This window comes from Paenibacillus sp. DMB20 (assembly GCF_000987955.1).
Classification (GTDB): domain Bacteria; phylum Bacillota; class Bacilli; order Paenibacillales; family Paenibacillaceae; genus Paenibacillus_AQ.
Map to the genome: position 1 here is coordinate 106,182 of NZ_LAZU01000015.1, position 25,789 is coordinate 131,970.

General features: G+C 53.5%; 21 protein-coding genes and 2 pseudogenes. 14 read left to right on the forward strand and 9 right to left on the reverse strand.

What is annotated here, in order from left to right:
- Positions 1-65: 65 nt before the first annotated feature.
- On the reverse strand, positions 66-470 hold the full coding sequence (locus XI25_RS05380) for an NUDIX domain-containing protein (protein WP_046677691.1): 405 nt from the start codon (positions 468-470) through the stop codon (positions 66-68).
- A 979-nt stretch (positions 471-1,449) separates the two neighbouring features.
- On the opposite strand from XI25_RS05380, the gene XI25_RS05385 reads away from it, so the two are divergent.
- Both XI25_RS05385 and XI25_RS05390 read left to right on the forward strand, forming a co-directional pair.
- The gene (locus XI25_RS05385) at positions 1,450-2,685 is read left to right on the forward strand and encodes an MFS transporter (protein ID WP_046677720.1); all 1,236 of its coding nucleotides are present in this window, start codon (positions 1,450-1,452) and stop codon (positions 2,683-2,685) included.
- 95 nt (positions 2,686-2,780) lie between these two features.
- Positions 2,781-3,290, forward strand: coding sequence for a GNAT family N-acetyltransferase (locus XI25_RS05390; protein WP_046677692.1), 510 nt, complete (start codon positions 2,781-2,783; stop codon positions 3,288-3,290).
- A 505-nt stretch (positions 3,291-3,795) separates the two neighbouring features.
- Here XI25_RS05390 and XI25_RS05400 read toward each other — a convergent pair.
- Together XI25_RS05400 and XI25_RS05405 are read right to left on the reverse strand one after the other, a co-directional pair.
- Positions 3,796-4,344 carry a GNAT family N-acetyltransferase gene (locus tag XI25_RS05400; RefSeq protein WP_046677694.1) on the reverse strand — a complete coding sequence of 183 codons (549 nt, stop codon included), beginning with the start codon at positions 4,342-4,344 and terminating at the stop codon, positions 3,796-3,798.
- Between the two features lie 46 nt (positions 4,345-4,390).
- Positions 4,391-4,645: a DUF2164 domain-containing protein gene (locus tag XI25_RS05405; RefSeq protein ID WP_046677695.1), complete on the reverse strand. Its 255-nt coding sequence runs from the start codon at positions 4,643-4,645 to the stop codon at positions 4,391-4,393.
- 351 nt (positions 4,646-4,996) lie between these two features.
- Here XI25_RS05405 and XI25_RS05410 point away from each other — a divergent pair, with 351 nt between their 5' ends.
- Entirely contained in the window at positions 4,997-6,745 is a 1,749-nt protein-coding gene (locus tag XI25_RS05410) for a glutamine--tRNA ligase/YqeY domain fusion protein (protein ID WP_046677696.1), read from the forward strand.
- Positions 6,746-6,838: 93 nt separating this feature from the next.
- Here the strand turns inward: XI25_RS05410 and XI25_RS05415 are convergent, their stop codons facing one another.
- Positions 6,839-8,086 (reverse strand): MFS transporter, encoded by a 1,248-nt coding sequence (locus XI25_RS05415; RefSeq protein WP_442950360.1) that lies wholly within the window; start codon positions 8,084-8,086, stop codon positions 6,839-6,841.
- A 531-nt stretch (positions 8,087-8,617) separates the two neighbouring features.
- Here XI25_RS05415 and XI25_RS05420 point away from each other — a divergent pair.
- Positions 8,618-9,319: a TorD/DmsD family molecular chaperone gene (locus tag XI25_RS05420; RefSeq protein WP_046677697.1), complete on the forward strand. Its 702-nt coding sequence runs from the start codon at positions 8,618-8,620 to the stop codon at positions 9,317-9,319.
- A 286-nt stretch (positions 9,320-9,605) separates the two neighbouring features.
- Here the strand turns inward: XI25_RS05420 and XI25_RS05425 are convergent, their stop codons facing one another.
- From XI25_RS05425 to XI25_RS05445, 5 genes are all read right to left on the reverse strand, one after another.
- Positions 9,606-12,869, reverse strand: coding sequence for an efflux RND transporter permease subunit (locus tag XI25_RS05425; RefSeq protein ID WP_046677698.1), 3,264 nt, complete (start codon positions 12,867-12,869; stop codon positions 9,606-9,608).
- 31 nt (positions 12,870-12,900) lie between these two features.
- On the reverse strand, positions 12,901-13,863 hold the full coding sequence (locus XI25_RS05430) for a TetR/AcrR family transcriptional regulator (RefSeq protein WP_046677699.1): 963 nt from the start codon (positions 13,861-13,863) through the stop codon (positions 12,901-12,903).
- Between the two features lie 120 nt (positions 13,864-13,983).
- Entirely contained in the window at positions 13,984-14,298 is a 315-nt protein-coding gene (locus XI25_RS05435; protein ID WP_046677700.1) for a DMT family transporter, read from the reverse strand.
- Positions 14,298-14,645, reverse strand: a complete 348-nt coding sequence (locus XI25_RS05440) for a DMT family transporter (RefSeq protein WP_046677701.1) — start codon at positions 14,643-14,645, stop codon at positions 14,298-14,300. Before XI25_RS05440 ends, XI25_RS05435 begins: the two co-directional genes overlap by 1 nt.
- Positions 14,646-14,660: 15 nt before the next feature.
- Complete coding sequence (locus tag XI25_RS05445) at positions 14,661-15,260, reverse strand: TetR/AcrR family transcriptional regulator (protein ID WP_046677702.1); 600 nt, start codon at positions 15,258-15,260, stop codon at positions 14,661-14,663.
- Positions 15,261-15,515: 255 nt separating this feature from the next.
- Between XI25_RS05445 and cls the strand changes: the two genes are divergently transcribed.
- The 10 genes and pseudogenes from cls to XI25_RS05495 form a co-directional block, all read left to right on the forward strand.
- On the forward strand, positions 15,516-17,018 hold the full coding sequence (gene cls / locus XI25_RS05450) for a cardiolipin synthase (RefSeq protein ID WP_046677703.1): 1,503 nt from the start codon (positions 15,516-15,518) through the stop codon (positions 17,016-17,018).
- A 313-nt stretch (positions 17,019-17,331) separates the two neighbouring features.
- Positions 17,332-18,369 (forward strand): type 2 isopentenyl-diphosphate Delta-isomerase, encoded by a 1,038-nt coding sequence (gene fni / locus XI25_RS05455; protein ID WP_235439677.1) that lies wholly within the window; start codon positions 17,332-17,334, stop codon positions 18,367-18,369.
- 73 nt (positions 18,370-18,442) lie between these two features.
- A complete protein-coding gene (locus tag XI25_RS31050; RefSeq protein WP_160308880.1) occupies positions 18,443-18,985 on the forward strand; it encodes an energy-coupling factor transporter transmembrane component T family protein in 543 nt (180 codons plus the stop codon).
- A 15-nt stretch (positions 18,986-19,000) separates the two neighbouring features.
- Positions 19,001-20,101 carry a redox-regulated ATPase YchF gene (gene ychF / locus XI25_RS05465; protein ID WP_046677704.1) on the forward strand — a complete coding sequence of 367 codons (1,101 nt, stop codon included), beginning with the start codon at positions 19,001-19,003 and terminating at the stop codon, positions 20,099-20,101.
- Between the two features lie 249 nt (positions 20,102-20,350).
- A pseudogene (gene prfA / locus XI25_RS31055) lies at positions 20,351-21,417 on the forward strand (peptide chain release factor 1).
- 25 nt (positions 21,418-21,442) lie between these two features.
- Positions 21,443-22,300 (forward strand): peptide chain release factor N(5)-glutamine methyltransferase, encoded by an 858-nt coding sequence (gene prmC, locus XI25_RS05475; RefSeq protein WP_200901391.1) that lies wholly within the window; start codon positions 21,443-21,445, stop codon positions 22,298-22,300.
- A 186-nt stretch (positions 22,301-22,486) separates the two neighbouring features.
- Positions 22,487-23,676, forward strand: a pseudogene (locus XI25_RS05480) (FtsW/RodA/SpoVE family cell cycle protein).
- Between the two features lie 152 nt (positions 23,677-23,828).
- Complete coding sequence (locus XI25_RS05485; protein ID WP_046677706.1) at positions 23,829-24,095, forward strand: hypothetical protein; 267 nt, start codon at positions 23,829-23,831, stop codon at positions 24,093-24,095.
- A 183-nt stretch (positions 24,096-24,278) separates the two neighbouring features.
- Positions 24,279-24,971, forward strand: coding sequence for a stage II sporulation protein R (gene spoIIR, locus XI25_RS05490; RefSeq protein ID WP_046677707.1), 693 nt, complete (start codon positions 24,279-24,281; stop codon positions 24,969-24,971).
- 256 nt (positions 24,972-25,227) lie between these two features.
- The coding region (locus XI25_RS05495; protein WP_235439675.1) for an L-threonylcarbamoyladenylate synthase at positions 25,228-25,789 on the forward strand (562 nt) is incomplete at its 3' end.

Here is a 25,789-nt window from a genome sequence, read left to right on the forward strand (position 1 = left end):
GTTTCAAAAGATTGGGACATTGCCGCGCATTTCGTGACTAGGATGTTATGCCCGGGAGCGCCTCATTAGCGTAGAGCTTGTATCGCGGGCCGCGTGAAGGAAGCGAGATTCTCCGGCAGCCGAGACAGCGGGAACCAACGCACCTCTTGAATGGCCCCGCCTTCCTCGCGATTGCTGGCTTCGCCCGAGACGACCCGTGCCTCGAAGATCACGGAAATCCAATGCTCATTCCGGCCGGGATCGATCGTCTCGGCGGTGCAGAGCAGCCGTTTTACTTGGATATGAAGCCCGACCTCCTCCATGATTTCGCGAACGGCCGTGTCTTCAAGCGTCTCATACAAGTCTACCTTGCCGCCGGGAATGCTCCATTTGTCCTTCTCCGGCTGACGCCCCCGGAGCACAAGCAAAATTTCGTCTGCTTCATTTAGAATGACGGCGCCAACGCCTACTCTTGGTTGGGATTGTTCCATCGTGGTTCTCCTATTCATTTATAGTATTCACATCAATGGCATAGGTCGATATCTTACTGACCTGCCTCGTACTACTATACAACCGAGCGTAAATCCTATCAAATGAAGGATAGCATGAATTTCTGGCGATAGGGTCAAAAGAGAGGACTTTCAATGTTGTGTCCTAGTTCAATGCACTTTTCTAGTTTATCCCGAAATGAATTCGGTTTGTAACCCCGGGGACGGCGTCCGCCCAAATCGTTGTCAAGGTAAAGCGTCAATGAAAGTGCTTGCGCGAATCAGCCGATTGAGCAATACTGTATTTCGTGGCAAGAACGGCTTCTTTTTATTAGAGGGAGTCTTGTTACATACAGCTTTAGTTTAAAAGCCCGAACGGGCTTTTTTTAGATGGAGCAAGGCATTCTGCTACCGGCTGGATAATCGCAAAACCAGCCTTATAAGATTCGCTGAAAGTTCTGTTAAGGCAGGAGCCAAACCGCCCAATGTAAACAGCAGACCGATCCAGGCTTGCTATTGCTACAATAAAGGCTTTACGGAATTCTAACGGACTTCAGTTCCGTTATTCTTGTCTATTACGCCATTAAAAAACTCTAACGGACTTCAGTTCCGTTACATATGTTTTTGGTGCTTTTTTCACCTAAATTCACCCATTAACGGATCCTGTGTCCGTTAGGTAGAGAAAGCCCCGTTGTTGGAGCAAATAACGGATTCAGTGTCCGTTAGCCACGGCAGTATGATAAGCTAGTGATTGATGCCCGTTGAGCGGCGGAAGTATGGTAAACTATCGATTGTTCCGTAAGGGACGGCGGCATGGTAAAGCTACTAACCGGTACCCATACGCAAAAGGCATTGCGGGGCAGGGAAGTGGACTCCGTTACCCGGACGTTAGCTTCCATTGAGAAGGGGAGGGGCTTTTACTTCCTAGATGCCTTCCAGAACGGAAAATCAGAGATTTTTGAAAGACGCGGGAGAGACATTCATGAGATTACTACAACAATATCCGAAGGAAGTTAGAGGCTTCCTCGTTGCAAGCCTGGTCAATTCCGCCGGCGGCTCCCTGATGTGGCCGCTGACCACGATGTACGTGTATGACGAGCTCGGCCGAAGCATGCAGGACGCGGGACTTGTCATACTGCTGCAGTCTGCGGGCGGCATAGCCGGACAGCTGTTCGGCGGGGCGCTGTACCACCGGATCGGCGTTAAGAAGCTGATCGTCGGTTCGCTGCTTTTGAACGCGCTCGGCCTCTTTTCCCTGCCGTTTATTAACGGCTACTGGCCGTTGCTGCTTCCGATGATGCTGTTTATCGGGTTTTGCAATTCCGTATCGCTGCCTGCCATACAGGCTTTCATCGGCTTCCGCTTCGCTGACCGGCGGGGCGAGCTGTTCAACGTCATTTATGTGGCGAACAACATCGGGATCGCGCTTGGCACGGCGCTCAGCGGATTTTTGGCGGAGATTTCCTACCATCTGAGCTTTGTCGCCAACGGTTTAACCTCCGTCGGCTTTGCCGTGTTCTTCCTCTCCTACTTATCCCGTGTTGACGTGCCGGAGGAAGGGCAAGAGGAAGAGCACAAGCATCCGAAAGTCAAAATGCCGCTTCCGGCAGGGCCCGGAACCTGGGCGCTGCTCTGCAACATACGGATCTATCTGTTTATGGGCCTAGGATCGCTGTTTATGTGGTTTGGCGTATCGGTATGGAATACAGGGGTATCGCCACGCATTATTTCCGAAGGCATGTCGAAAGCCGCCTTCAGTTATCTATGGACGCTGAACGGCATTCTCATCTTTGCCGCCCAGCCGCTTACAACGCTGATCAAACGGTGGTTCGCGCGCACGGACACGGCTCAGATGACCATCAGTGCCGTGTTTTATACGGCAGCTTACATGGTCATTGTGGCGATGAACAATTACCCCGGGTTTATTCTGGCGATGGTTCTGGCGACGCTCGGCGAAATGCTGGTCTCCCCGGCGATTTCGGCATTCATTGCGGACCGTGCGGGAAAAGACGCTCCTTTTTATATCGGGGTAGCCGGAGGGATGGGCTCCGCAGGGCGGGTTGTCGGACCTTTGGCAATGGGTACCCTTTATGACAGCGGCGGTTTGCCGCCGGTGGCCTGGCTGGCCGTCGGCACGGCCGTGATTTCGTTTTTGTCTTTTATAATACATGCACGTTTGAACAAGAGCGGGACGCTGCGAAAAAACAGCACGGTGTAGATATAGGCTCTATGTAGCGACACAACGTATAGAGCATATAGAACGGCAGACTGATATAATAAAGAGAATCGGGAAAACTAACGGGGGGTATAACGATGAGCATCGGTCAACATACCGTAACCATCCGGTTCTCCGAATTGAAGGACGCCGCGCGGCTGATGGAGCTGGACAACTTGGTGTGGGACAAGAATACCGCACCCGAACCGCTTCAATGGGATTCAAGAGACCAATATCTTCTGCACTGTCCTCCCGGGGCGCAGCTTGTGGCCGTCGTCGGGGATGAGGTGTGCGGATATGTCGGGTTCCGGCCGCCGACCGGGCTTGAAAGCAACCTTCACGTGTACGAGCTGAATATAGCGATTCATCCGTCCTACCGGCGGCAAGGGATCGGTTTAAGGCTGATCGGGGCGCTCAAGGATTTGGCCCGGCTGGAGGGCAAACGAAAGCTGAGGCTGCGAGTACTTTCCTGCAACCCCGGAGCGGTTGCTTTTTACAAGGCCTGCGGATTTCGGGAGGAAGGCAGGCTGGTCCAAGAATTTTTTGTGGACGGGCGTTATGTCGACGATATTTTAATGAGTTATTTTTTAAGAGATAAGACAGTATAAACTTCAGAGGTTTGCCATCCTAATCTCGCAAGAAAAACTTCCGCTATATGCGGTCTGACTTCCGAGAAAGTACGTCGATATACGTTTTTCTTAAGAGATAAGAAAGTATAAACTACAGAGGTTTGCCATCCTGATCTCGCAAGAAAAACTTCCGCTATATGCGGTCTGACTTCCGAGAAAGTACGTCGATATACGTTTTTCTTATAAATGTAAAGCAAACAGTCCGGCTCGCCGGGCTGTTTGCTGTTGTAAAAGCACGGCGTAATGTATATGTCGGCACGTATAATTTCCCGCCGGTTACATTTACTTTGGCCTTCGGGAGCTGGGGATTGGGCAGGTTGGCGGATCTGGAGTCCGTTCAAAGCCGATTGGAAGAGGCAGCAGCCAAACGGAACCGGGTCCGCTCCAACCTGTCAAAATGGGGTTTAATACTGGAAAAGGAATGAGTCCGAAACGATTTCTGCATTGATAGTGCCGTCTGCGGTCAAGGAGCATGACTCACGGCTTACCTCAGCCTTTTCCATTCGCTTCGGATCATGCCGTATACCGCATGGTTCACGTATCCCTGCGGGAGCTTTTCCGCCTCGCGGATGATTCCCTCCAGGACAAAACCCAGCCGTTCCGGAATGGCGCGGCTGCGGCGGTTTGTGGTGGCACAGCGGATTTCAACCCGGTTGAGTCCCATCCGCATCAGCGCGTGATCCGTAAAGACCCGGCAGGCGCTCGTCATCAAGCCTTGGCCCTGGAAAGGTTTATCCAGCCAATAGCCGATCCCGACCGAACGGTTATTCCAGTCGATCTCATGGAAGGAAATCGTTCCCGCAAGTTCATTGCGAACCCAAATCCCTGCGGAAAAGCCGCCGTTCTCGGCAGCCTGCTTCAGGGCTCCCTTGATATAGTCGGCACTGTGGCTGACCTCCGTTACGGAGTCAACCCACGGAAGCCACTGGCGGAGCCAGTCCCGGGACCGGTCCGTCACCTCAAAGAGCGCGCGCGCATGCTCGGGGGCAAGCGGGCGCAGCTCCACATGATCATCCAAGACGTATGTAAACATGATACAGCTCCTTTTTCGCCAAGTTGTTGTGGAAGCAAAGCACGCGCTAACGGGTCCGCTTTGCCTTTTGCTCAAGTGCGTAAATGTCCTCCTCTAAGGATACCATGCGCTGGGTAACCAGCTGCCTGCAATCATCCAATGCTTGATTGTATATGTACGGGCTGATCCGAGCCATAAAAAACTCCAGCATGCTGTCCGCCGCCAGATGACCGATACTTTCTCCGCGCTCGTTCTCAAAATATTCCCGGATCTCTTCAATCAGTACATCCCGCTGCTCTTTAGGCAGTTTTACCGGTTTCATCGGTTGTTTGGCCTCCTTTAGCGCTATTTTCTTCCATGCTAACCTAAAAGAAAAACGTCTATCGACGTACTTCTCAGAAGACAGACCGCATATAGCGGAATTTTTTCTTGCGATATAAAAATGGCAAACCTCTGAAGTTTATACTATCTCTAAAAAAAGCCCTAGTCAAAGCTGTTTTTGTCGATTTATGAAAGAAGTTTTCCGACTCGGGGCCGGCGGGGATGGAACAAAGGGAGGATGCCTTATCCGGAGCCGGAATCCCTGCGGATTCCTTGAACAATCCCGGTCGAACAGGTATATTTAAAAGAAACGCGTTTATACAGGAGTAGAGAGACTAAACAGGATGAAAGGTTGATTAACGTGGAGAACCATCATGGAACACCCTCCAACTTTATAAAAAACATCATTACCGAAGACCTGAAGTCCGGTAAAGTGAAGGAAATCGTTACCCGTTTTCCGCCCGAGCCGAACGGCTATCTTCATATCGGCCACGCGAAGGCGATTTGGATCAACTTCACGCTGGCTGATGAGTTCGGCGGCAAAACCCATCTTCGTTTCGACGATACGAACCCCGTCAAGGAAGACATCGAGTATGTCAACTCCATCAAAGAGGATGTGAAGTGGCTCGGGTATGACTGGGAAGAGCTTCGGTTTGCGTCGGATTATTTCGAAGAGATGTACAACCGTGCCGTTCTTCTGATCAAGAAGGGAAAGGCGTATGTGGACGACCAATCCGCCGAAGAAATTCGCGCCACCCGCGGAACGTTGACTTCGCCGGGACAGAACAGCCCGTACCGCGACCGCAGCGTCGAGGAGAATCTGGATTTGTTCGAGCGCATGCGAGCCGGCGAATTCGGAAACGGGGAGAAGGTCCTCCGGGCGAAAATCGATATGTCCTCGCCGAACATCAATCTGCGCGATCCGATCATTTACCGTATAGCTCACGCCCATCATCACAACACGGGCGATAAATGGTGCATCTATCCGATGTATGCATTCGCCCATCCGATTGAGGACGCGATCGAAGGCGTAACGCATTCCCTCTGCTCGCTGGAGTTTGAGGACCAACGTCCGTTCTATGACTGGGTCATCGCCGAATGCGAAATGCCCGCCACCCCGCGCCAGTACGAATTCGGACGGCTGAACGTTTCGCATACGGTCACGAGCAAGCGCAAGCTGAAGCAGCTTGTGGATGAACAATTTGTGGACGGCTGGGACGATCCCCGCATGCCGACTATTTCAGGTCTTCGCCGGCTCGGATACACGCCGGAAGCCATCCGTAATTTCGTGTACGAGGCAGGGATCTCCAAGTCGTACGGTCAAGTGGACCGTCAAGTGATGGAGCATTTCATCCGCGAGGACCTCAAGCTGAAGGCGCCCCGGACGATGGCGGTGTTGGACCCGTTGAAGGTGGTTATCACCAACTATCCGGAAGGACAGGTCGAGTGGCTCGAAGCCGAGAACAACTCCGAAAATCCGGAAATGGGCTCCCGGCAGATTCCGTTCTCCCGCGAGATCTACATTGAGCAGGAAGACTTTATGGAGAATCCGCCAAGCAAGTATTTCCGCCTGTTTCCCGGCAATGAGGTCCGCTTGAAGCATGCCTACTTCATCAAGTGCAACGAAGTGATCAAGGATGAGAACGGCAAGGTGATCGAGCTTCATTGTACGTACGATCCGGAGACGAAAAGCGGAACGGGCTTTACCGGCCGCAAGGTCAAAGGCACCATCCACTGGGTGGAAGCGACGCAGGCTGTCCCTGCCGAGTTCCGTCTGTATGAGCCGCTCATTGCCGATGAAGAGCCTGAAGAGGAAACGGAAGTTCAGCAGGAGATTGCCGGCGACATCGGGGCTGACAACGAAGCGGGCGAGACCGAAGCAGCCGCAGGAAAATCGTTCCTTGATTTCGTGAACCCGAATTCGCTGCAGATTGTTCACGGCTTCGTAGAGCCGAACATGAAGGAGGCGAAGCCGCAGGATAAGTTTCAATTCTTCCGTCACGGCTACTTTAACGTCGACTCCAAATATTCGAAGCCGGGCGAACCTGTTTTTAATCGGGTGGTCTCTCTGAAGAGTTCCTTCCAGCTGCCTAAATCGTAGCTGCAGCCGGCCGCAGGCTTCTTTAATCGAAAACAAGGCCCGAAAGCTCCGCTAAGGTTAGCTTTCGGGCCTTGTCCTATATTAAGCTATCTGTTAACGGTTAGGCAGAGAGACTTCCTCGTATTCTTCTTCCAACTCGTCTACCGGTACCGGCCGGTAGCCTTGTCTCCGGAGTACATACCACATCCAGCCAAAGCCGAGCGCACCGATCAAAGCAAGCATCATGCCGGTGCGGTACATGGTCTGGGCTCCGAAGTTCTGGAACATCCAGCCCCCGACGATGCCGCCGATCACGCCCGATATTCCGCTCCAGGACAAGGTGTATATCGCCTGGCCGGAAGCTCTGAACGGACGTGGAACAAACAGCATCGTGAGCTGGGTGCCGACATAGAAATATCCGCCAAAGGTGATGCAGTGCATAAGCTGGATCAAGGCAACCTGCATCGGAGTCGAAGCCTCGGCCATCAGCATCCAGCGGAGGGAGAAGAGCAGGCTGACGATCGCAAGACAAGCGATCATTACACTGATTTTTCGCTTTAAGTACCGATCGCAGAGGAGGAAAACCCCTACCTCGAAAATGGAAGAGAAGAAAATCGCAAGCCCAACGGTCTGCTTTGTTCCCCCAAGTTCCAGAATGTAAAGCGACATAAACGTGTTGTTCATCGTGTTTGGAACGGAAACGACGATTCCGAGCAGGATGAAGCCGATAAAATACGGATTGAAAAACAGCTTGCTGAGTCCCCGGACGCTTACCGTTGCCGAAGCCGTTGTTTTTTGGGTATTCGGAAGCGTCAGCATAAACACGGCGGCTACAATCAGCATGATGGAAAAAACGATGGAAATCCGCCCCGATCCGAGCCTGTCGATGACAGGACCCGCCGCAACGGCGGTCAGCGCCCATCCAAGTGAGCCCCACATCCGGAAGGAACCGAATTTGTGCCCGGTGCCTTCAATGTAACCGAGAATCAGCGTGTTTGTCTGCGAGAACATCGGTGTTTGAAAGAAATAAAAGAAGATCATCGTGAGATAGATCATCGTGTACGTATTCGCTTGAAAAACGAATTGGACGAGCAGCAAAGTACCCGTCAACATGAAGAGAAGGACGCGCTTCATGTTTTGGGCGCGGTCACTCCAATACCCCCAAAAAGGGTTGGCAAAAATAGAGACAAAGGGAGCGATCGCCATCAGGCTGCCGATTTCCACCTTGTCCAGGCCGATATCCTGAAGATACAGTTGAAAGAAACCGGTGAAGATGACCATGGTTCCGTAGATGAAAAAGTTAAACAGTTTAAGCGATTTCAATGAGGGCAGATTGTTATCCTTTTCCCGCAAGTGGGTCATTCCTTTCAAACCGAATGCAATACGAATAAACAGCCGGAACAGCCGATTATCCTCTCTCAATGTATCACGCATTGTAAAGGGATACAAACCATCTTCTATGTCATATTACATTTATTAACAATGTCGTTGGAGCGTAACCCATTTTATAGGGGAGGCGGTCGATCGGCTTACAAAAAAACGATAATGCTGAAATTTTTCCGTTCCAGCGGATTACCAAATGCGAACTGTCCCGGCTCAAAAAATAAATAAAATTTAAGAAATTGGCTTTTTATGTGAAATGAATCACAGAAAACGTTTTCATCTAACTTTATACTGTGGTTACAGGCACATGCTTCTCCCCTGAAAAGTGTGCCGATAAAACCAGCGGAGCAGCCGACCCCACAGGACGGTTACCGTGTTTGCAGAATGATTTCCGAAATTTTCCGAAATTTTCGGGAATCATTTTTCACAAATTCACCCCATGATGAGACTTTTGCGATATAATGTGAAGGATATCACATCCAACAAGAGATCACCATTAGGAGGTTCGATATGGCGATATCAACGGTTCAAACATTGGAGGTACCTGACGTCTGCCACAGATGGCTGGAAAATCGGGGAACGGTGTATCAACTGCTTACGGAGTTTTTGGGTCACTGGCCTACTTTGTCCTTGGTTGCCCAGTGGAGCCGCGGCAGCGGGATCGGCAAAGCGGCGGAGCTTACCCGCGGAGGCCGGGAACTGATGCAGTACTTGAGCGGACGCCTGCCGGAGGAGCTTGTGCGGATTTGCGAACGCGAAGGAGCGGAGTACCGCAGGCTGCTGCAGTATTCCAAGCAGCGTCCGCTGGCGGAATCGCGCTATTCGCCTTATGCCTGCCAGGCGCAGGAACTGTCCGATTTTTACGCATCGGCCGGTATTGCATTTAAAAAAGTAAGCGGAGAGTCTGACGATCATCTGGCGATCGAGCTCGAGTTTATGACAGTCCTGCATGACCGCATGCTGAATAGCACTTACAGTGAAGAAAGCATGCTGCAATTGATGGATATTCAGATAAAGTTTTTGCAGGAGCATCTGCTTACCTGGATTCCGGCACTCTGCCGGGAGCTGAACGCATCGACCGCAAGTCCTCTCTATCTTGCGGTATCGCATCTGCTGGAAGAGTTCCTGGAGCTCGACTTGTCCATGCTCCGGACCTGGAAGCGCTCCTGGGACGGGGAAACCGAACCGGTGCGCGAAGCCGTGCTGGTGTAACCCGGAATTGCTGAGGCGGATTACTCTCTAATGATTTGAACATACGATAAGAAAAACGTCTATCGACGTACTTCACAGAAGACAAACCGCATTCAGCGGAAGTTTTTTTTGCGAGATAAGGATGTCAAACCTCTGAAGTTTATACTTTCTTATCTCTTAAGAAAGGCGTCGATTGACGTAAATTAAGATTGTCGTCTCTAAAAAAGGCGCGGTTCCATGTTGGAACCGCGCCTTTTTTTGCAATTGGGCAATCTGGCTTAGATAAAGAACCTTAAGACGTCAGAGCTTAAACCTCGGCTCGTTTGTGCTTGCGGAATTTCATCAGGAACTCGTACACGATCGGCACGACCACGAGCGTCAACAGCGTTGAGCTGATCAGGCCGCCGATAACGGTAACGCCGAGTCCGCGCGAAATGATGCCCGCGCTGTTCTCCCAGCCGAAGACGAGCGGAAGAAGGGCGCCGATGGTGGCCAAGGCGGTCATCAGGATCGGACGAAGCCGCGTGGCTCCGGCTTCCAGCAGGGCTTCGCGGGTAGACAGGCCTTCGCGTTCCTTGTGGATGACGCGGTCAATGAATACGATGGCATTGGTCACGACGATGCCGATCAGCATGAGCACGCCCATCAGGGCCGATACGTTCAGCGTTTCACCGGTAATCAGCAGGGCGATAATCGCGCCGATCACGATAAACGGAAGCGAGAACAGGATGGCGAACGGAGCAAGCGCGCCTCCGAAAGTTACCACAAGCACAAAATATACGATTGCGATAGCGGCCAGCATGGCAAGCCCAAGCTGGCCAAAGGTGTCGTTAATCTGCTCGGTTACCCCGCCGAACGTAACGGATACGCCTTCCGGAAGTTTCATGTTGTCCACTTCCTGCTGGAGCTTCGAGGAGGCATTGCCGACGTCGGTTGTAATGATGTCGGCGTTAACCGTGACAACCATCTTGCCGTCAATGCGCATAATGGTGTCGGGCGAGGTGCCTTTTTCCACCTTCGCGACATCCTTGATCGGCACTTCGATGCCGAGCGGAGAAGTTACGGTCTCATTTTGAATATCCTCAATGCTCTTGTACGTCTCGCTGTCGGCTTCGATGTACACCTTGTAGGACTTGTTTTCAATCTTAACCTCGGTCAGAACCGGACGCTCGCGCACGGGACTAAGCTTCATTGCCAGCTGTCCGGCGGTCAGGCCAAGCGAGCTGAGCTTTTCCTGGTCGGCGACAAGAGTGTATTGGTCATACGCTTCGGATAGGCTCGTCTCCGCATTTTCGAAGCTGGCGGTATCCTTCTTGGCCAACTTCAGGATGTCGTCGGCGACCGGTTTGATCTGCTCCAGCGTATCGCCGAACACGTTGACGGTCAGTTGGGTTCCGCCAAAGCCGCCCATATCCATGCTGGCCCATTCGCCTTCCGGCACCTGTCGATCCAGGTCTTCGACCAGCTGTTTCTTGACATCCTCAAAGTTTTTCGTATCCGGGTCGTACAAAATATAGAACAGTCCGGAGTTGGCCGAACCCATGCCGAGCGGATTGCTGCCGCCGACAGAGTACTGCATGCTCTGAACGCCGTCCTGCTCCAGAATAAACTTCTCGGCTTTCAGCGCGCGTTTCTCCACGTCCTCCAGACGGTCGCCGGGTTGCGGGGAATAGGTGACCATGGCATACTTATCCTCCTGCTCCGGCAGGAAGCTGACGCCGACAAACTTGGTCAGGAATAAACTTCCGACAAGCAGCAGAATGGCAATGCCGAAGGTGACCAGCTTGTGGTTCAGGGTCCATCTCAGGACGGATTGGTAGATACGGGCCAGTCCTCCAGGCTTTTCATCATGATTATGCTTCTTCTTAAGCCCTTTGCGGAACAAGCTGTGGGCCAGCGCAGGAACCAGGGTAATGGCCACGACGAGGGACGCAAGCAGGGCGAATACCATCGTTAATGCAAAAGGTATGAACAGCTCGCCCACCATGCCGCTCACAAGGACAAGCGGCAGGAATACCGCAATGGTGACGATGGTCGAGGACATGATCGGCGCAAACATTTCCCGGGTAGCCGCACTGATCAGCTCGCGGCCCTTCAGCTTTTCACTGGAGAGGGACATGCGTCGGTATATATTCTCGATTACGACGATGGAATCGTCGACTACCCGGCCGATGGCTACGGTCATGGCGCCGAGCGACATCATGTTCAAGGTAATGTCCATCTGCTGCAGGCATAGAATAGCGATCAGCAGGGATAACGGAATCGAAATGATCGAGATGATCGTGGAACGGATATTGCGCAGGAACAGCAGGATGATAATAACGGCAAACAGAGCGCCGTAGACGGCCTTGTACAGCATGGTGTGAACCGAATCCTCAATCGGCTTGCCCTGGTCGAGCATGATCGTCATTTCCGTTCCCGGATAAAGCTCCTTCAGCTCTTCGACCTTGTCCTTCACCCGATTGACGACATCCACGGTGTTGGCATCGTTTGCTTTCACCACCTGAATGCCGATCGATTCCTTTCCGTTCGTGCGGGAGATGGACTCGGCTTTGCCGATGACTTCAACGTCGGCGATTTCGCTCAGCTTAACGGTAGGGATGCCAAGGGCCGCCGGATTACCGGCAGCGGCACCCGCTGCGCCCTGCGGTGCCTGAGCCGAAGCTTCTCCGGAAAACCCTCCCGGCGCTTGCTGTCCGGCAGGAGCTCCTGCACCCTTGCCGGCCCCCTGTGCGCCGTCGGTCCCAGGCGCTCCGGTACCTTGCGGTCCGGCCACCTGGCCCGTACCCGCGCTTCCGGCGCCGGCTGCACCGGAGCCTCCGCCAGGCATGACCGGAATGGCGACATTTTTCAAGTCATCTATGCCGATAATGCCGCCGTCCACCGCAACGGCCTTCTGGGACTGTTCCATTTCGAACAAACCGAGCGGCGCGTAAAGGGCCGAGCCTTGAACGATGCCTTTTACGGTATCTTCGGTCAGCCCCAGCTCATCCATTTTCTTATGGTTGAACTTCAGCTGCACCTCGTTGACGAACTGGCCGGAAACCTGAAGGGAGGCAACTCCATCCAGGTCCTCAATCTCGGGCACGATATCGTTTTCCGCAATGCGGGTCAACTCGTCAAGATCGGTTCCTTCCTTGTTCGCAATGCTCAGGGATACCACCGGCATCGAATTGAGGCTGAATCTCGAAATTTGCGGTTTTTGGACTTCGTCGGGCAGGGGCACGTCGTTCAGTGCCTCCCGAACGGCCGCGGTGGCATTGTCGAGATCTGCCCCGTAATCGAATTCGATCATGATGTTGGCAACGTTCTCCATGGATGTGGAGGTAACCGTTTTTACGCCGTCCACGTTCCGCAGGCGGGTCTCCAGGGGCTTGCTCACGTCCTGAACCACGCCCTCGGGTGCAGCGCCCGGATAAACGGCCGTAATGCTCAAGAAGGGAACGTTGATATTCGGGATGGTCTCCTGCTTCATCGTCAGCCCGCTGTACAATCCGCCAAAAATAACGATGACCGTCAGCAGCCAGATCGCAAACTTGTTGCGAAGCGAGAAATGAATGATTCCTTTCATATAGCGGTGTCTTCTCCTCTCCAAATTACCTCTATTTGTCTGCAAAAGATGACTTGTCCGGGTTGCCGTCTCTTTCACCGGGCGCAAGATAAAGGCTCAGCACGCTTTGAATGGTGGCATGCAGCTCATCAAACAAGTCTCCCAGGCCTTCGATGGCCTCCAGATTGGCAAGCATGCCCTTCAGGATCACCCGGCGGGGGTGCATGCTGATCAGCTCTTTTTCCATCAATCTCAGCGAGTCCAGCGCATCGTTCAGGATATCCGCTTCCATCGGAAGCTCCTTCAGCCGAATCTTCAGCGCTTTGATAACCACCAGGGGATGGCGGGAAAAATGCACTTCTTCCGGCCGGAAGATCCCCAGACGCTCCCATGCTTCCATCGGCACAAGCGGATCCGGCCGTCTGCGGAGCAGGCTGTCGGTGACGTCATCCAGCATGGCCACCAAATGGTTCGCCAGAATGCCGACATTGAGCGGCAGACCCGGCACGAATAAAAAGCGGATATACGAGCCCAGCATCCCTTGGACAAACATCGCAATTTCCATCGTATAGGGCTCGATCTCCATGCCGTAAACCGAGCAGAGCTTATTCTTGAACCAGATCAAGGCCTTCCCCATTTCCTTTTGGACGCATTTATCGTGGAACGGAGCTTTGCCGGGGCCGGACTTGTCGTGCATCTGCTTCAGCAGAAATTCCCTGACCTCAAGAAAATGGACGAGGAGCACCTCGGCCTGCTTCCGAAGCTGCTCTTTAGGCGCAAGCTCGGTCTCCTGGTCGACCTGAACAACCTCATCCCGGATCCGGAAAGCGATATATTCATAGATGCTTTTTTCCAGTTCCTCTTTGGATTTGAAATGCAGGTACAGGCTTCCCTTGGACATCCCGCATATTTCCGCGATCTCTTGCATGGAGGTTGCGGCAGCCCCTTTCGTTGAAAACAGCTGCAGGGCGGTCACCAATATCTGTTTGCGTTTCTCCGCCGTCTTATCAGCCAATCCATTGTTCACCTCACTCGAGAACTATGTAGTTCTTAGACTGACCTGTCGGTCAAAATAATTATATAAAAAAGAAACGGACGACACAAATTTATGTGTTCATCCGCTTCCCCTCCGTGATCACGTCAAAACTTTCAGGCCTATCGCCGAGCACAAAATCATGGAAATGAACAGGATTCTGCGCCATTCCTTGGGTTCCCCGAAGAGAAACATGCCGGCTAACGTGCTGCCTACCGTTCCGATCCCGGTCCAGACGGCATAGGCCGTACCCATAGGCAGCGAGGCCATGGCATACGAAAGCAAGGAAAAGCTGCCGGCGAATGATAATATCATCAAGGCAAAATAAGTCCAGCCTTTGCGCTCTGACACGCCTTTAATGCCGATGACGCCGGTCACCTCAAAAGCGCCGGCGAACAGAAGTGCGATCCAAGCCATCAGTTCGTCACCTCCTTGTTCGGTTCGGCCGATTCGACGGTTACCAGCTTCAGGCCGATGACGCCCGCGAGCAGTACCCCGATAAGCAGGACTTTCATCAGATTGAACGGCTCGCCGAACACCAGCATTTCCGTGACGACGGTACCGGCTGTACCGATGCCCGTGAACACGGCGTATACCGTTCCGACAGGCAGCCGCTTGGCCGCTTCAATAATAAGATAAAAGCTTACGACAATGGCAAGCAGCGTGCCAAGCCACTCCCAAACATTCCCGGCATGCTTCAGACCGGTTACCCACAGAATTTCAACCAATCCGCTGAGTAAAACGTATAACCAGTTGCGGTTCATAATCCAGATGCTCCTTTAATTGGTTTCATGATGATATCGTTCCTTCGTAACGCCCGACCAATACACGGGCCAGGCCTGCTCGAGTCGTCTGGAGGAGCGGGCTTCCCCGCCGTAAAGGATCTCCACATCGATGCCGTCCATCAAGGTCAGGAAGGCGCATGCCGCTTGGCGCGGATTCCGGATAATGCTGCCCTCTACAGGACAGCCTGTTGCCAGAAGATCGGAAAGCTGGTCTTCCTGCCTGTCGAGGAAGGGATAAAGAATGTCCATGACTTCGTTATACAAGGAATTCGGCGGGAAAAACGATACCCGAAGGAAAAACCTGACCTCGTCATCCCGGTGATAATCTTGCTGCCTTCGGAGCATGAAGCCTTTTAGTTGTTCTTCGAGCGGAAGGGCCTTGAATTCCTCAAAATACCCTCGGATCCGCTCCTCCTGGCGCCGAAAAACGGCATGCAACGCTGTGAGGAACAAATCTTCCTTGCTGGCAAAATGGGCATAAATCGACGGCTTCTTGATGCCGCAGTCATCGGCGATATTTTTCAGGGAAGCCCCTTCATAACCGTCTCTCGCAAAATGGGCAAGGGCCGCCTGCAATATGAGCTGGGAACTCATGTGGAATTACCTCCTAACTAACGATCGTTAGGTACTATTTTTGCAAAGAATAAACCGGATGTCAAGACCTACGGAAATCGAAATTCCCAAAAACAACGTGCGGCGGTTCCACCGGATTAAAGGTTACAACTTTGTCGTAATTGGCGAATTTTGTTTCCGCGTCATAGGAAGAATGTACGACTTCATGTAGAATATGGTTGGATGAAGCGGAAAATTGACCAGAAATAGCGATTTGTGGGAGTGGGGTTGCTTAAAATGAGAAAGGGCATTCAGGCCGTCCTGATTTCGGCGATACTGTTCGCGTTTTATTATTTCGGCTTTGACTATTTCGGCAAAACGGCCGGTACGGTTGTCAGCGTCTTCTCCACGCTCACCGTGGTTTCGATCGGCTTCATGATTTTTATGGAGAACCGTCATCCGTCGGCGACGATGGCCTGGATTTTGCTGCTGGCGCTCATACCGGTGGTCGGGCTTGTATTTTATTGGCTATTCGGACAGAACTACTTTAAACGGAGAAAATACGACAAAAAAGCGCAGCGCGATATTATGGCATACGAAAGCGAAGCGCTTCAGCGCAGCACGCCGGATTTATCCTCCTTCAAACCGGACCATCGGCAGATTCTTCAGCTGTCGCAGCGGCTTGCGCGCACGCCGATCTCCTTTTCGACGGAAACGAAGGTGCTGACGAACGGGGAGGAGACCTTCTCGGCGCTTCTGCCCGAGCTGCGAAAGGCACGGCATCATATCCATATGGAGTACTACATATACCGGTCGGACGAAATCGGCACGGAGATCAAAAACATTCTGATCCAAAAAGCGAGAGAAGGCGTGTCCGTGCGGTTTATCGTCGATGCGGTCGGAAGCCTTCAGCTGCCGCCGTCCTTCTTGAACGAAATGCAGGAAGCGGGTGTCCGGACCGCCGTGTTCGGCAGTCCGCGCACGATTTTTTTCACGAGCCGCGTCAACTACCGCAATCACCGGAAAATCGTCGTGATCGACGGCAGCGTCGGCTTTATGGGCGGCTTGAATATCGGCGACGAATACCTCAGCCGGAACAAAACGTACGGCTTCTGGCGTGATACGCATATGCTCGTCAAGGGGGAGGCGGTCCGGACCTTGCAGGTGATTTTCATGCAGGACTGGCAGTACGTCACCGATGAGGTGATGACGGAGCAGGAGTATTATTCCCCCGAGCTTTTGGAGAGCCAAAGGGGGGCCGTGCAGATCATTGCGAGCGGGCCGGATAATGAGCGCAGGGCGCTGAAGCATATCTTTTTTTCCATGATCGTGTCGGCCAAAAAATCGGTATGGCTGGCTACGCCGTATTTTATCCCGGATGACGATATCCTGACGGCACTGCGCGTGGCGGCGCTCTCCGGGCTTGATGTGCGGATTCTGTTTCCGGCGAAGCCCGACAAGTGGCTGCCCTTTCTGGCGTCCCACTCGTATTTTCCTACCCTGCTGGATGCCGGGGTCGAAATCTTTGAATATGAACGCGGTTTTTTGCATTCCAAGCTGCTGATCGTGGACGGGGAGATCGCGACGATCGGCACGGCGAATATGGATATGCGCAGCTTTCATTTGAATTTCGAAGTGAACGCGCTGCTGGTTGAGACCGAAAGCGTGTTGCAGATGGTTCATGATTTCGAGCGGGACCTGCAGTTCGCGACATTGATTGACCAGGACAAGTTCATGAACAAACCGATCATCTTCCGGCTGCTGGAGTCGGGTGCCCGGCTGATGTCGCCGCTCTTGTAAGTCTTTTCGAAACCGAAGAAAGGCCTGTGCATGCCCGGGTTCAAGAGAGGGCTTCGTTCGACATGAATCAGGAAAGACTATATAATCGGTGTACTTGATTGGTATAAAATCGAAGGATACAGCTTGCAGGAGAGAGATCCCCGGCCATACCTTAAAGGTAAGAAACACATAGTGGCGGTGTGACAAAAATTCAGGGGTTCCTATTACCCGTTAACGGAGGGGCGTTATGGATCATCGGAAGAGCGGACAGGCTGAAAGCGGCAGTTTGAAGAAGCAACGTGACGTGGAGAAGGCGGAGCCTGTCAACCGCGGAATGCTGCTGCCTGAGATTCCTACAGGGGAACGGAAAATAGAGCATGTTCGCCTATGCTTGGAGGAAGAAGTCGGCGGGCGCGGGGTCACAACGGGCTTCGAGAATTACCGTTTTCGCCATGCGGCGCTTCCGGAGGTTGATTTTGACGATGTCCGTTTGTCGTCGTCGTTTCTCCGCTTTACTCTTCGCACGCCGCTGCTGATCAGCTCCATGACCGGCGGCAGCAAAGCGACGGGAGAAATCAACATGCGCCTTGCCGCATCGGCCGAAAGCCGGGGCTGGATGCTGGGCGTCGGGTCGATTCGGGCTGCGGTGGAGCGGGAAGAGCTTGCGCCGACGTTTCGGGTTCGAGATCGAGCCCCGAGCATACCGGTGATTGCAAATCTTGGCGCCGTTCAGCTGAATTACGGCTTTGGCCCGGACGATTGCCGGCGGGCCGTGGACATTGCGGGAGCGGATATGCTCGTGCTTCATTTGAATGGACTGCAGGAGGTTTTTCAGCCGGAAGGAAACACCCGGTTTGGAGGCCTGCTCGCCAAGATCGAAGAGCTGTGCCGGATGCTGGAAGTTCCCGTAGGCATCAAAGAAGTCGGATGGGGCATTGACGGCCGAACGGCCCGCCGTCTTGTGGATGCCGGCGCGGCTTTCATAGACGTTGCCGGTGCGGGCGGCACCTCTTGGATCCAGGTGGAGAAATACCGCAGCACCGATCCCGTAAAACGGGAGTCGGCTGAGGCATTCGCCGGCTGGGGCAACCCGACCGCGGCATGCATCGCCGAGGTACGGGAGGCGGTGCCGGGCGCTGCCCTGATCGGCAGCGGCGGATTAAACAGCGGCCTGGATGCGGCGAAGGCGATTGCCCTTGGCGCCGATCTGGCCGGTTTTGGAAGAGGCCTGCTCGGTTCGGCCGTGTCCTCCGAAGAGGAGCTTGACCGGAAGCTGGCACAGGTAGAGTTGGAGCTGCGTACCGCGATGTTCGGCATTGGGGTATCCAGCGTTCAAGAACTGAAACGAACCGACCGGCTCGTGAATATTTAATGATCGGTGTACATTCGGGATCGCGGTTAACTGGCTTTTAGGATCAGCATCAGAACGATGAATGATGTTGTTTATGTTAGTACCATTGGGCAATCGCATCACCAACAATAATCCAACGCTTATTCGGCGGGAATTTTTCGCGGCCAGCTTAAACAGGGTCGGGGTGCCTTACAAAATGGCCTATTCCGTCAGTATTGCCCTTCGGTATATTCCGGATCTGGTGGCGGAATTCCGCAGCACGCTTCACTCCATGGAAGCCCGCGGCATGGGCATTTCCAAAGAAGACGGCAGTCTGGCCAAGCGCCTGTCGAACCTGTCGGCGGTCGTGGTGCCCGTGCTGCAGTCGGCGCTGCACCGGATCGATTCCGTGACGAATGCCATGGAGCTGAGAGGTTCCGGTACGGGGAAAAAAAGATCGTGGTACAGCGGCAACGACATGACAGCCGCCGATTGGATCGTGATCGGACTGGCTCTGCTGGCGCTTGCCGCAGGAATCTGGCTGAGAAGCCGGGGGCTGAGATCAATTCTGGTATCCTTTCGCCTAGGATATTCATGGTTTGAACAAGCGGTCCGATCTGCTATAATTATTAGGATTGTTTACAGAGTATATCCATAAGGAGTTGTCATATAAATGGCTTTAAAAGCAGGGATCGTCGGTCTGCCGAACGTCGGCAAATCCACATTGTTTAATGCAATTACACAGGCGGGGGCGGAATCGGCCAACTATCCGTTCTGTACGATCGACCCGAACGTCGGCGTCGTGGAGGTGCCGGATGAGCGTCTCGACAAGCTGACGGAGCTGGTGCAGCCGAACAAAACCGTGCCGACCGCTTTCGAATTCGTCGACATTGCCGGTCTGGTCCGCGGAGCAAGCAAGGGCGAGGGCCTCGGCAACAAATTTTTGGCGCATATCCGTGAAGTGGATGCGATCGTTCATGTCGTGCGGTGCTTTGAGGACGAAAATATCACGCACGTGGACGGAAAGGTGAATCCGGTCAGCGACATTCAGACGATTAACCTGGAACTTATTCTGGCAGACCTTGACAGCGTAGAGAAACGGATCGAGCGTACGAAAAAAAATATGAAGGGCGGCAACAAAACCTATGCGCAGGAAGTGGAACTGCTGGAGCGCGTAAAGGAAGCCCTGTACAACGATATGCCTGCCCGCAGCGTGGAGCTCAGCGATGAAGAAAAACTGATCATCCGCGATCTGCATTTACTGACTCTGAAGCCCGTACTATATGCGGCCAACGTCAGCGAGGATGGAGTAACGGATGCCGACAACAATCCGTACGTGCAGCAGGTAAGGGAATTCGCGGCCGCCGAGAATGCCGCGGTCGTGCCGATCAGCGCCAAAGTGGAGGCTGAAATCGCCGAGCTTGAAGGGGAAGACAAAGCGATGTTTCTGGAGGAGCTGGGCCTTGCGGAATCCGGCCTGAACCGCTTGATCAAAGCGGCTTACAGCTTGCTTGGGCTGTACACCTATTTCACGGCCGGCGTGCAGGAGGTCCGCGCTTGGACCATCCGCAAAGGCATGAAAGCGCCGCAGGCTGCAGGCGTGATTCACAGCGATTTCGAGCGGGGCTTTATCCGGGCCGAGGTCGTGTCCTACGACGATCTTCTCGCGGCAGGCTCCATGAACGGCGCCAAAGAGCGCGGGCAGCTTCGTTTGGAAGGCAAGGATTATGTCGTGCAGGACGGCGACGTCATGCACTTCCGGTTCAACGTATAAAACGAAAGGCCATGAGAGCGATTCGTTGCTGCGGAACACGGCAGATTTCCCTTGGGGGATGTCTGCCGTGTTTTTTAGTCAGAGCAGAGACCGATAAAAGCCATCTAGCCAAATGAATTCTTGCATGGTATAATAAAAAGTCGTCTACCCCTGCGTTTTTTTTGCGGGATGCTGTAGTTGCATAGAATTCTATGATTTTTTTGGCAATGGATAATATAAGGAATATTATATGTAGAGAGGTGAATTCTCTTGCTGGACCGGTTGCAGTCCCTAGCGGACCGTTATGAAAAATTAAGTGAGCTGCTCTGTGATCCGGACGTTGCAAACGATGCGAAAAAGCTCCGGGATTATTCCAAGGAGCAATCCGATTTGCAGCCCGCTTACGAGGCTTACGTGGAATATAAAAATGTCGTCGAAGAGCTTGAAGCCGCCAAAACCATGCAGGGTGAAAAGCTGGACGACGAAATGCGCGAAATGGTCAAGATGGAAATCGAGGAGCTTTCCGCGCGCAGCAGGAGCTGGAGGAGAAAATCCGCATTTTGCTGCTTCCGAAGGACCCGAATGACGACAAAAACGTCATCGTCGAAATTCGCGGCGCGGCTGGCGGAGACGAAGCGGCTTTGTTTGCCTCCGATTTGTACCGCATGTATACCCGTTATGCGGACAGCCAGGGCTGGAAGGTCGAGTTGATGGACGCCAATACGAACGATCTTGGCGGCTTCAAGGAAGTCATTTTCCAGATCATCGGCAAAGGCGCTTACAGCAAAATGAAATTCGAGAGCGGCGCGCACCGCGTACAGCGGATTCCGACGACGGAATCGGGCGGCCGCATTCATACGTCCACCTCGACGGTTGCGGTAATGCCGGAAGCGGAAGAAGTGGATATCGAAATCCTGGATAAGGATATCCGTGTCGACACGTTCTGTTCCAGCGGCGCTGGCGGACAATCCGTCAACACGACCAAGTCGGCGGTGCGCGTAACCCATATTCCAACGGGAATCGTGGCGACCTGCCAGGACGGAAAATCGCAGAACTCGAACAAAGAAAAGGCGCTGCAGGTGCTTCGTACCCGTATCTATGACATGATGCGTCAGGAAGAAGAAGCCAAATACGCCGGCGAGCGCAAGAGCAAAGTCGGTACGGGCGACCGCAGCGAGCGGATCCGCACGTACAACTTCCCGCAAAGCCGGGTAACGGACCACCGGATCGGCCTGACGGTCCATAAGCTGGATCAGGTCATGAACGGTGAAATCGAAGAAATCGTTTCGGCCCTGACGCTTGCGGAGCAGGCTGAAATGATGGAAAAGGGAGAATAACGCTTTGGAGCGGAACGGATTTAGGATGACGCCGGAGCGCAGCATACGGGAAGCCTTCGTGGAGGCTTCTTCTTTTTTAGACGCTTGCGGGGTGATGGAACCGCAGCGTAACGCCCAGCTGCTGTTGGAACATGTGCTGGGGCTGTCGGGCACTGCTTATTATATGGCGCTGCCGGAGCGTTTTCCGGAAGAGCTTCGTACCGCATGGGAAGAGGCGGTAAATCGGAAAGCGGAGGGCATGCCCGCGCAGTATATTACCGGGGAGCAGGAGTTTTACGGTCGTGCATTTGAGGTTACGCCGGACGTTCTCATTCCCCGGCCGGAAACGGAGCTGTTGGTGGAAGCCGTGCTGAAAGAGGCGGGGGCGCTGCAGGGGAAGCTTCGGGTGGCGGATATCGGAACGGGCAGCGGCGCGATCGCGGTGACGCTGGCGCTGCAGTCGTCGGCATGGAAGGTGATGGCCAGCGATATATCGCCCGCGGCGCTTGAGGTTGCGGCACGTAATGCCGGCAAGCTTGGTGCTGAGGTCGAATTCCGGGAGGGCAACCTGCTTGAGCCTTTTGCGGGAACGGCCCTCGATATCGTTGTATCCAATCCGCCGTACATTCCGGCAGCAGATATTGAAGGGCTGCAGCCGGAAGTGCGGGATTACGAGCCGCGTACCGCCCTCGACGGAGGGGAAGACGGGCTTAACCCGTACCGGATCATGATGGAACAGCTGGAACTTTTGCCGGCACCGCCCCGAATCATTGCTTTTGAGCTGGGAATGGGCCAGGCCGGAGAGGTCGCGGATCTGCTGCGCAGGGAAGGACATTGGAGCCGGATCGTAACGGTGCAGGACCTGGCCGGCATCGACAGGCATGTATTGGGAATTTCACGGTAAGAGGTTCACCCACCTTTCCGTTGCAGAAAACCCACCTTTTTGAAGCGCGCTTTATTTGTTATTTGGTGCGATTTTTTTTACAATAGATGAAGGCTAAAACGGAGGGAACTTTTGACCCGTTCGGATCGTTATATTGCCTGTAAGGTAAATCAGAGCTAGCTGCTCTGGCACAGGAGGAGCAAAAAGATGCTTCAAAAGCTGAAAAAGATAGATTTTATTGTCGTAACGGTACTTGTCATGCTGATGATCATCAGCATTACATCGTTATACAGCGCGACTAAAGACACGAAATGGGACGGTTATCATGTAAACATGATGATTTTTTATATCGTCGGGTTCCTGGCCTTTTTTGGAATGAGCCTGCTCGATTACCGGCTTCTCATGAAAAATGCATTGTATATTTACCTCGGCGGTTTGGCATTGCTGGTGTTTGTCATGTTCTTCGGAGCGGAGATCAACGGCTCAAAGGGTTGGATCAATCTCGGTTTTACGAGTTTGCAGCCGGCCGAGATGTTCAAGCTGGTGCTGATCATTTTCCTGACATTCGTATTGATCCGCAAAAACAAACCGCAGCTTTCCTTTATCCGTGACGTGATACCGGTCGGCCTGGTTGCGTTCATTCCTTTCGTGCTGGTCATGGCCATCAACGACCTCGGAAACGCGTTGAGCTACGTCATCATTTTGTTTGGGCTCCTTTGGATAGGGAATGTCAAAATTACGCATGCGCTCATTGGTTTTGTTCTAATGGCCGGAACGCCTTCGGCGGAATACAGGCCTACATCCATTATCATGACGAAATTTCGGCATTCATGAAAGACGGGAGCCGTTCGCACTGGATGGCTCGGATCGATCCCTGGCTCATGCCTGAAGATACGGACCCGGCCGGGGCCGGTTATCATACGCACAACGCCAAGCTCGCGATCGCTTCCGGCGGCATGGGCGGGGAAGGCTATATGCAGGGCTCTTCCGTCCAATCGGGCCGGGTGCCTTATACCTATTCGGATTCCATCTTCGTGCAAATTGCGGAAGAGTATGGATTTATAGGTTCATCCGTGCTGCTGCTGCTCTATTTTATCCTGATCCACCGGATGATCCTGATTTCGCTCGAAAGCAAGGACAGGGCGGGCCCGTTCCTGATCGTCGGCATCGTGTCCATGCTGCTCTATCAAATATTCGAAAACATCGGCATGTTTATCGGCCTGATGCCGCTGACGGGGATTACGCTGCCGTTTATCAGTTACGGGGGGACGTCGCTCGTGATCAGCATGGCCTCGCTTGGCGTAGCGATGAGCGTCAAATTGCACGGTCGGGAGATTGAGGAGGATTTGCCGGAGCCGAACACGTACCGAACCGCAACAAAGCCGAAACAGGCGTAAAGGGACAAGAGGGGACATATCCAAAGCTTCCGTGACCTTAAAGCAGCATCGGGATTTACACTAGGGCGGATTGGCGACCCGGGGCAGGATGTAAAATACAGTGGCGGCTTTTCGCTTGACGTTCCGAGGAGAATGAATGGGGAGGATCAGTTATGCCGGAGCCGTTAGAAACGGTACTGACCAAACAGGGAAAAACCTTTAAAGATTATCGGCATTTAACCATTACAGTGGGAACAACAACCAGTATCTTTAACATCATTAAAGGCCGCCTGTATTCCGACAAAAAGACGATGAACCCGGTATACGAGCCGTACCCCACCCTGCAGGAAGCTGCCGACCGGCTGAAGGAGATCGCATTGAACCGGTCATTTCCCGGCGCTACCGCGACTGGAAACGGCAGGAATAATAAAGGAGCCTGAAACTATCATTTTCGAAAAAAGCCCTCGCAGGGCTTTTTTTAGTGGTAGAACCAATATCGTTGACACTTTTTCCACATCATGCAGCTGCCTCTCTTAAAAAATAATAGATTGCCACGTTTATCTCTCACGGACCCGGACATACTGATAGACATCATAGATTATCGGGAGAGGCGGCTGGCAAGTATGAGATATCCAAACGAACAACTTCGTACCGTTGTCAAACAAATTATCATGCTCTTATCTATATTGTTTATGGTTGTCATGTCCTGGGAAGGTCAACGGATCGATGCGGCGGTAGCGGGAGGGCCGATTCCGGAGGAGTCGATCCGGCTGCGCATTCTGGCGAATTCGGACAGTCCGGCGGACCAGCTTGTAAAAAGGGAAATCCGCGATGCCGTCGTGGCGCAAATGCAGGAATGGGTTGCGCAGCTGGAAAATCCGCAAAGCCTGAATGAAGCGAGAGAGCTGACCCGCCGTCATTTGCCGGAACTTCGCAGCCTGGTTGGCGAAGAGCTGTCCAAGCGGGGAATCACGTATGCGTATAACGTGGAGCTGGGAATCGTGCCGTTCCCTACGAAACTGTATGGAAAAACCGTGTATCCGGCCGGCGAATATGAAGCGGTAAGGATTACGCTGGGTGAAGGGAAAGGGCAAAATTGGTGGTGCGTGCTGTTCCCGCCGCTTTGCTTCATTGACGGAGGCAGCGGGGATGCGGCTGCGCGGCAGGCTGACGCGGATATCCAAACCGTCTCGGCTTCGGCGGACAGTCCCTCCTCCGATGAACGTTCGAATGCTGCTGACAGTGAACCGGAGGTGCGCTTTTTCCTGTGGGATCTGCTGCTGGGGTTGTGGAATTGGGTGGCGGGGCTGTTTTAGAACCCCGGAATATGATACACTTTCAAACAGAAGAGTGCTTTCTTCTTAGCTGAAATCGCCTGATGCCATCGGGCCGTTTGGCGGGAGGATACAAGCGCTTTTTCTTTTGGAATGCGAATGCGGAACATCATGGCGTACTCACCGCCCAGGAATCCCTGGTCTTGTCCCGAATGTCTGCTGTTTCAGATTGAATCGATGCGGAGGGGCAAGCCTTGGAAACCGGGAGGATCTATTATAAGGAAAGCTTGGGATAACGATGGGAACACATGTGAATGGAAGCGGAATGTATGACCCTGCTGGCCGGAACGGGGGGCGTCAGACCAAAGTGTGGCGCGTAAGCGCAGAGCTGGGCGGCATCGGTAGAAACCAAGGCAAAACGCCCGGACCGCAAAGGAACGCCTTCCTTCCTCCGGATGGAATTAAGGAAGAAGCGGCAAATGGCAATCGGACCGAAAACGATGAGGCTGCGCTGAAGGAAGCGGGGGACGTGCTGGCTGCCGGCGGCACGGTGGCCTTCCCGACGGAAACGGTATATGGCCTTGGGGCCGATGCCCGGAATACCGCCGCGGTGGAGCGAATCTTTGCCGCAAAGGGACGTCCTTCGGACAACCCGCTTATTGTTCATATCTCGGATCCTGCCCAGCTCGAAGGGCTTGTCACGGGTGTGAACGAGACGGAACGGCGGCTAATGGACGCTTTCTGGCCGGGACCGCTGACGCTCGTGCTGCCGGTGAAGCCCGGCGCGGTGTCGCCGCGCGTGACCGCCGGGCTCGACACGGTTGCGGTCCGGATGCCGGACCATGGCGTCGCGCTCGCGC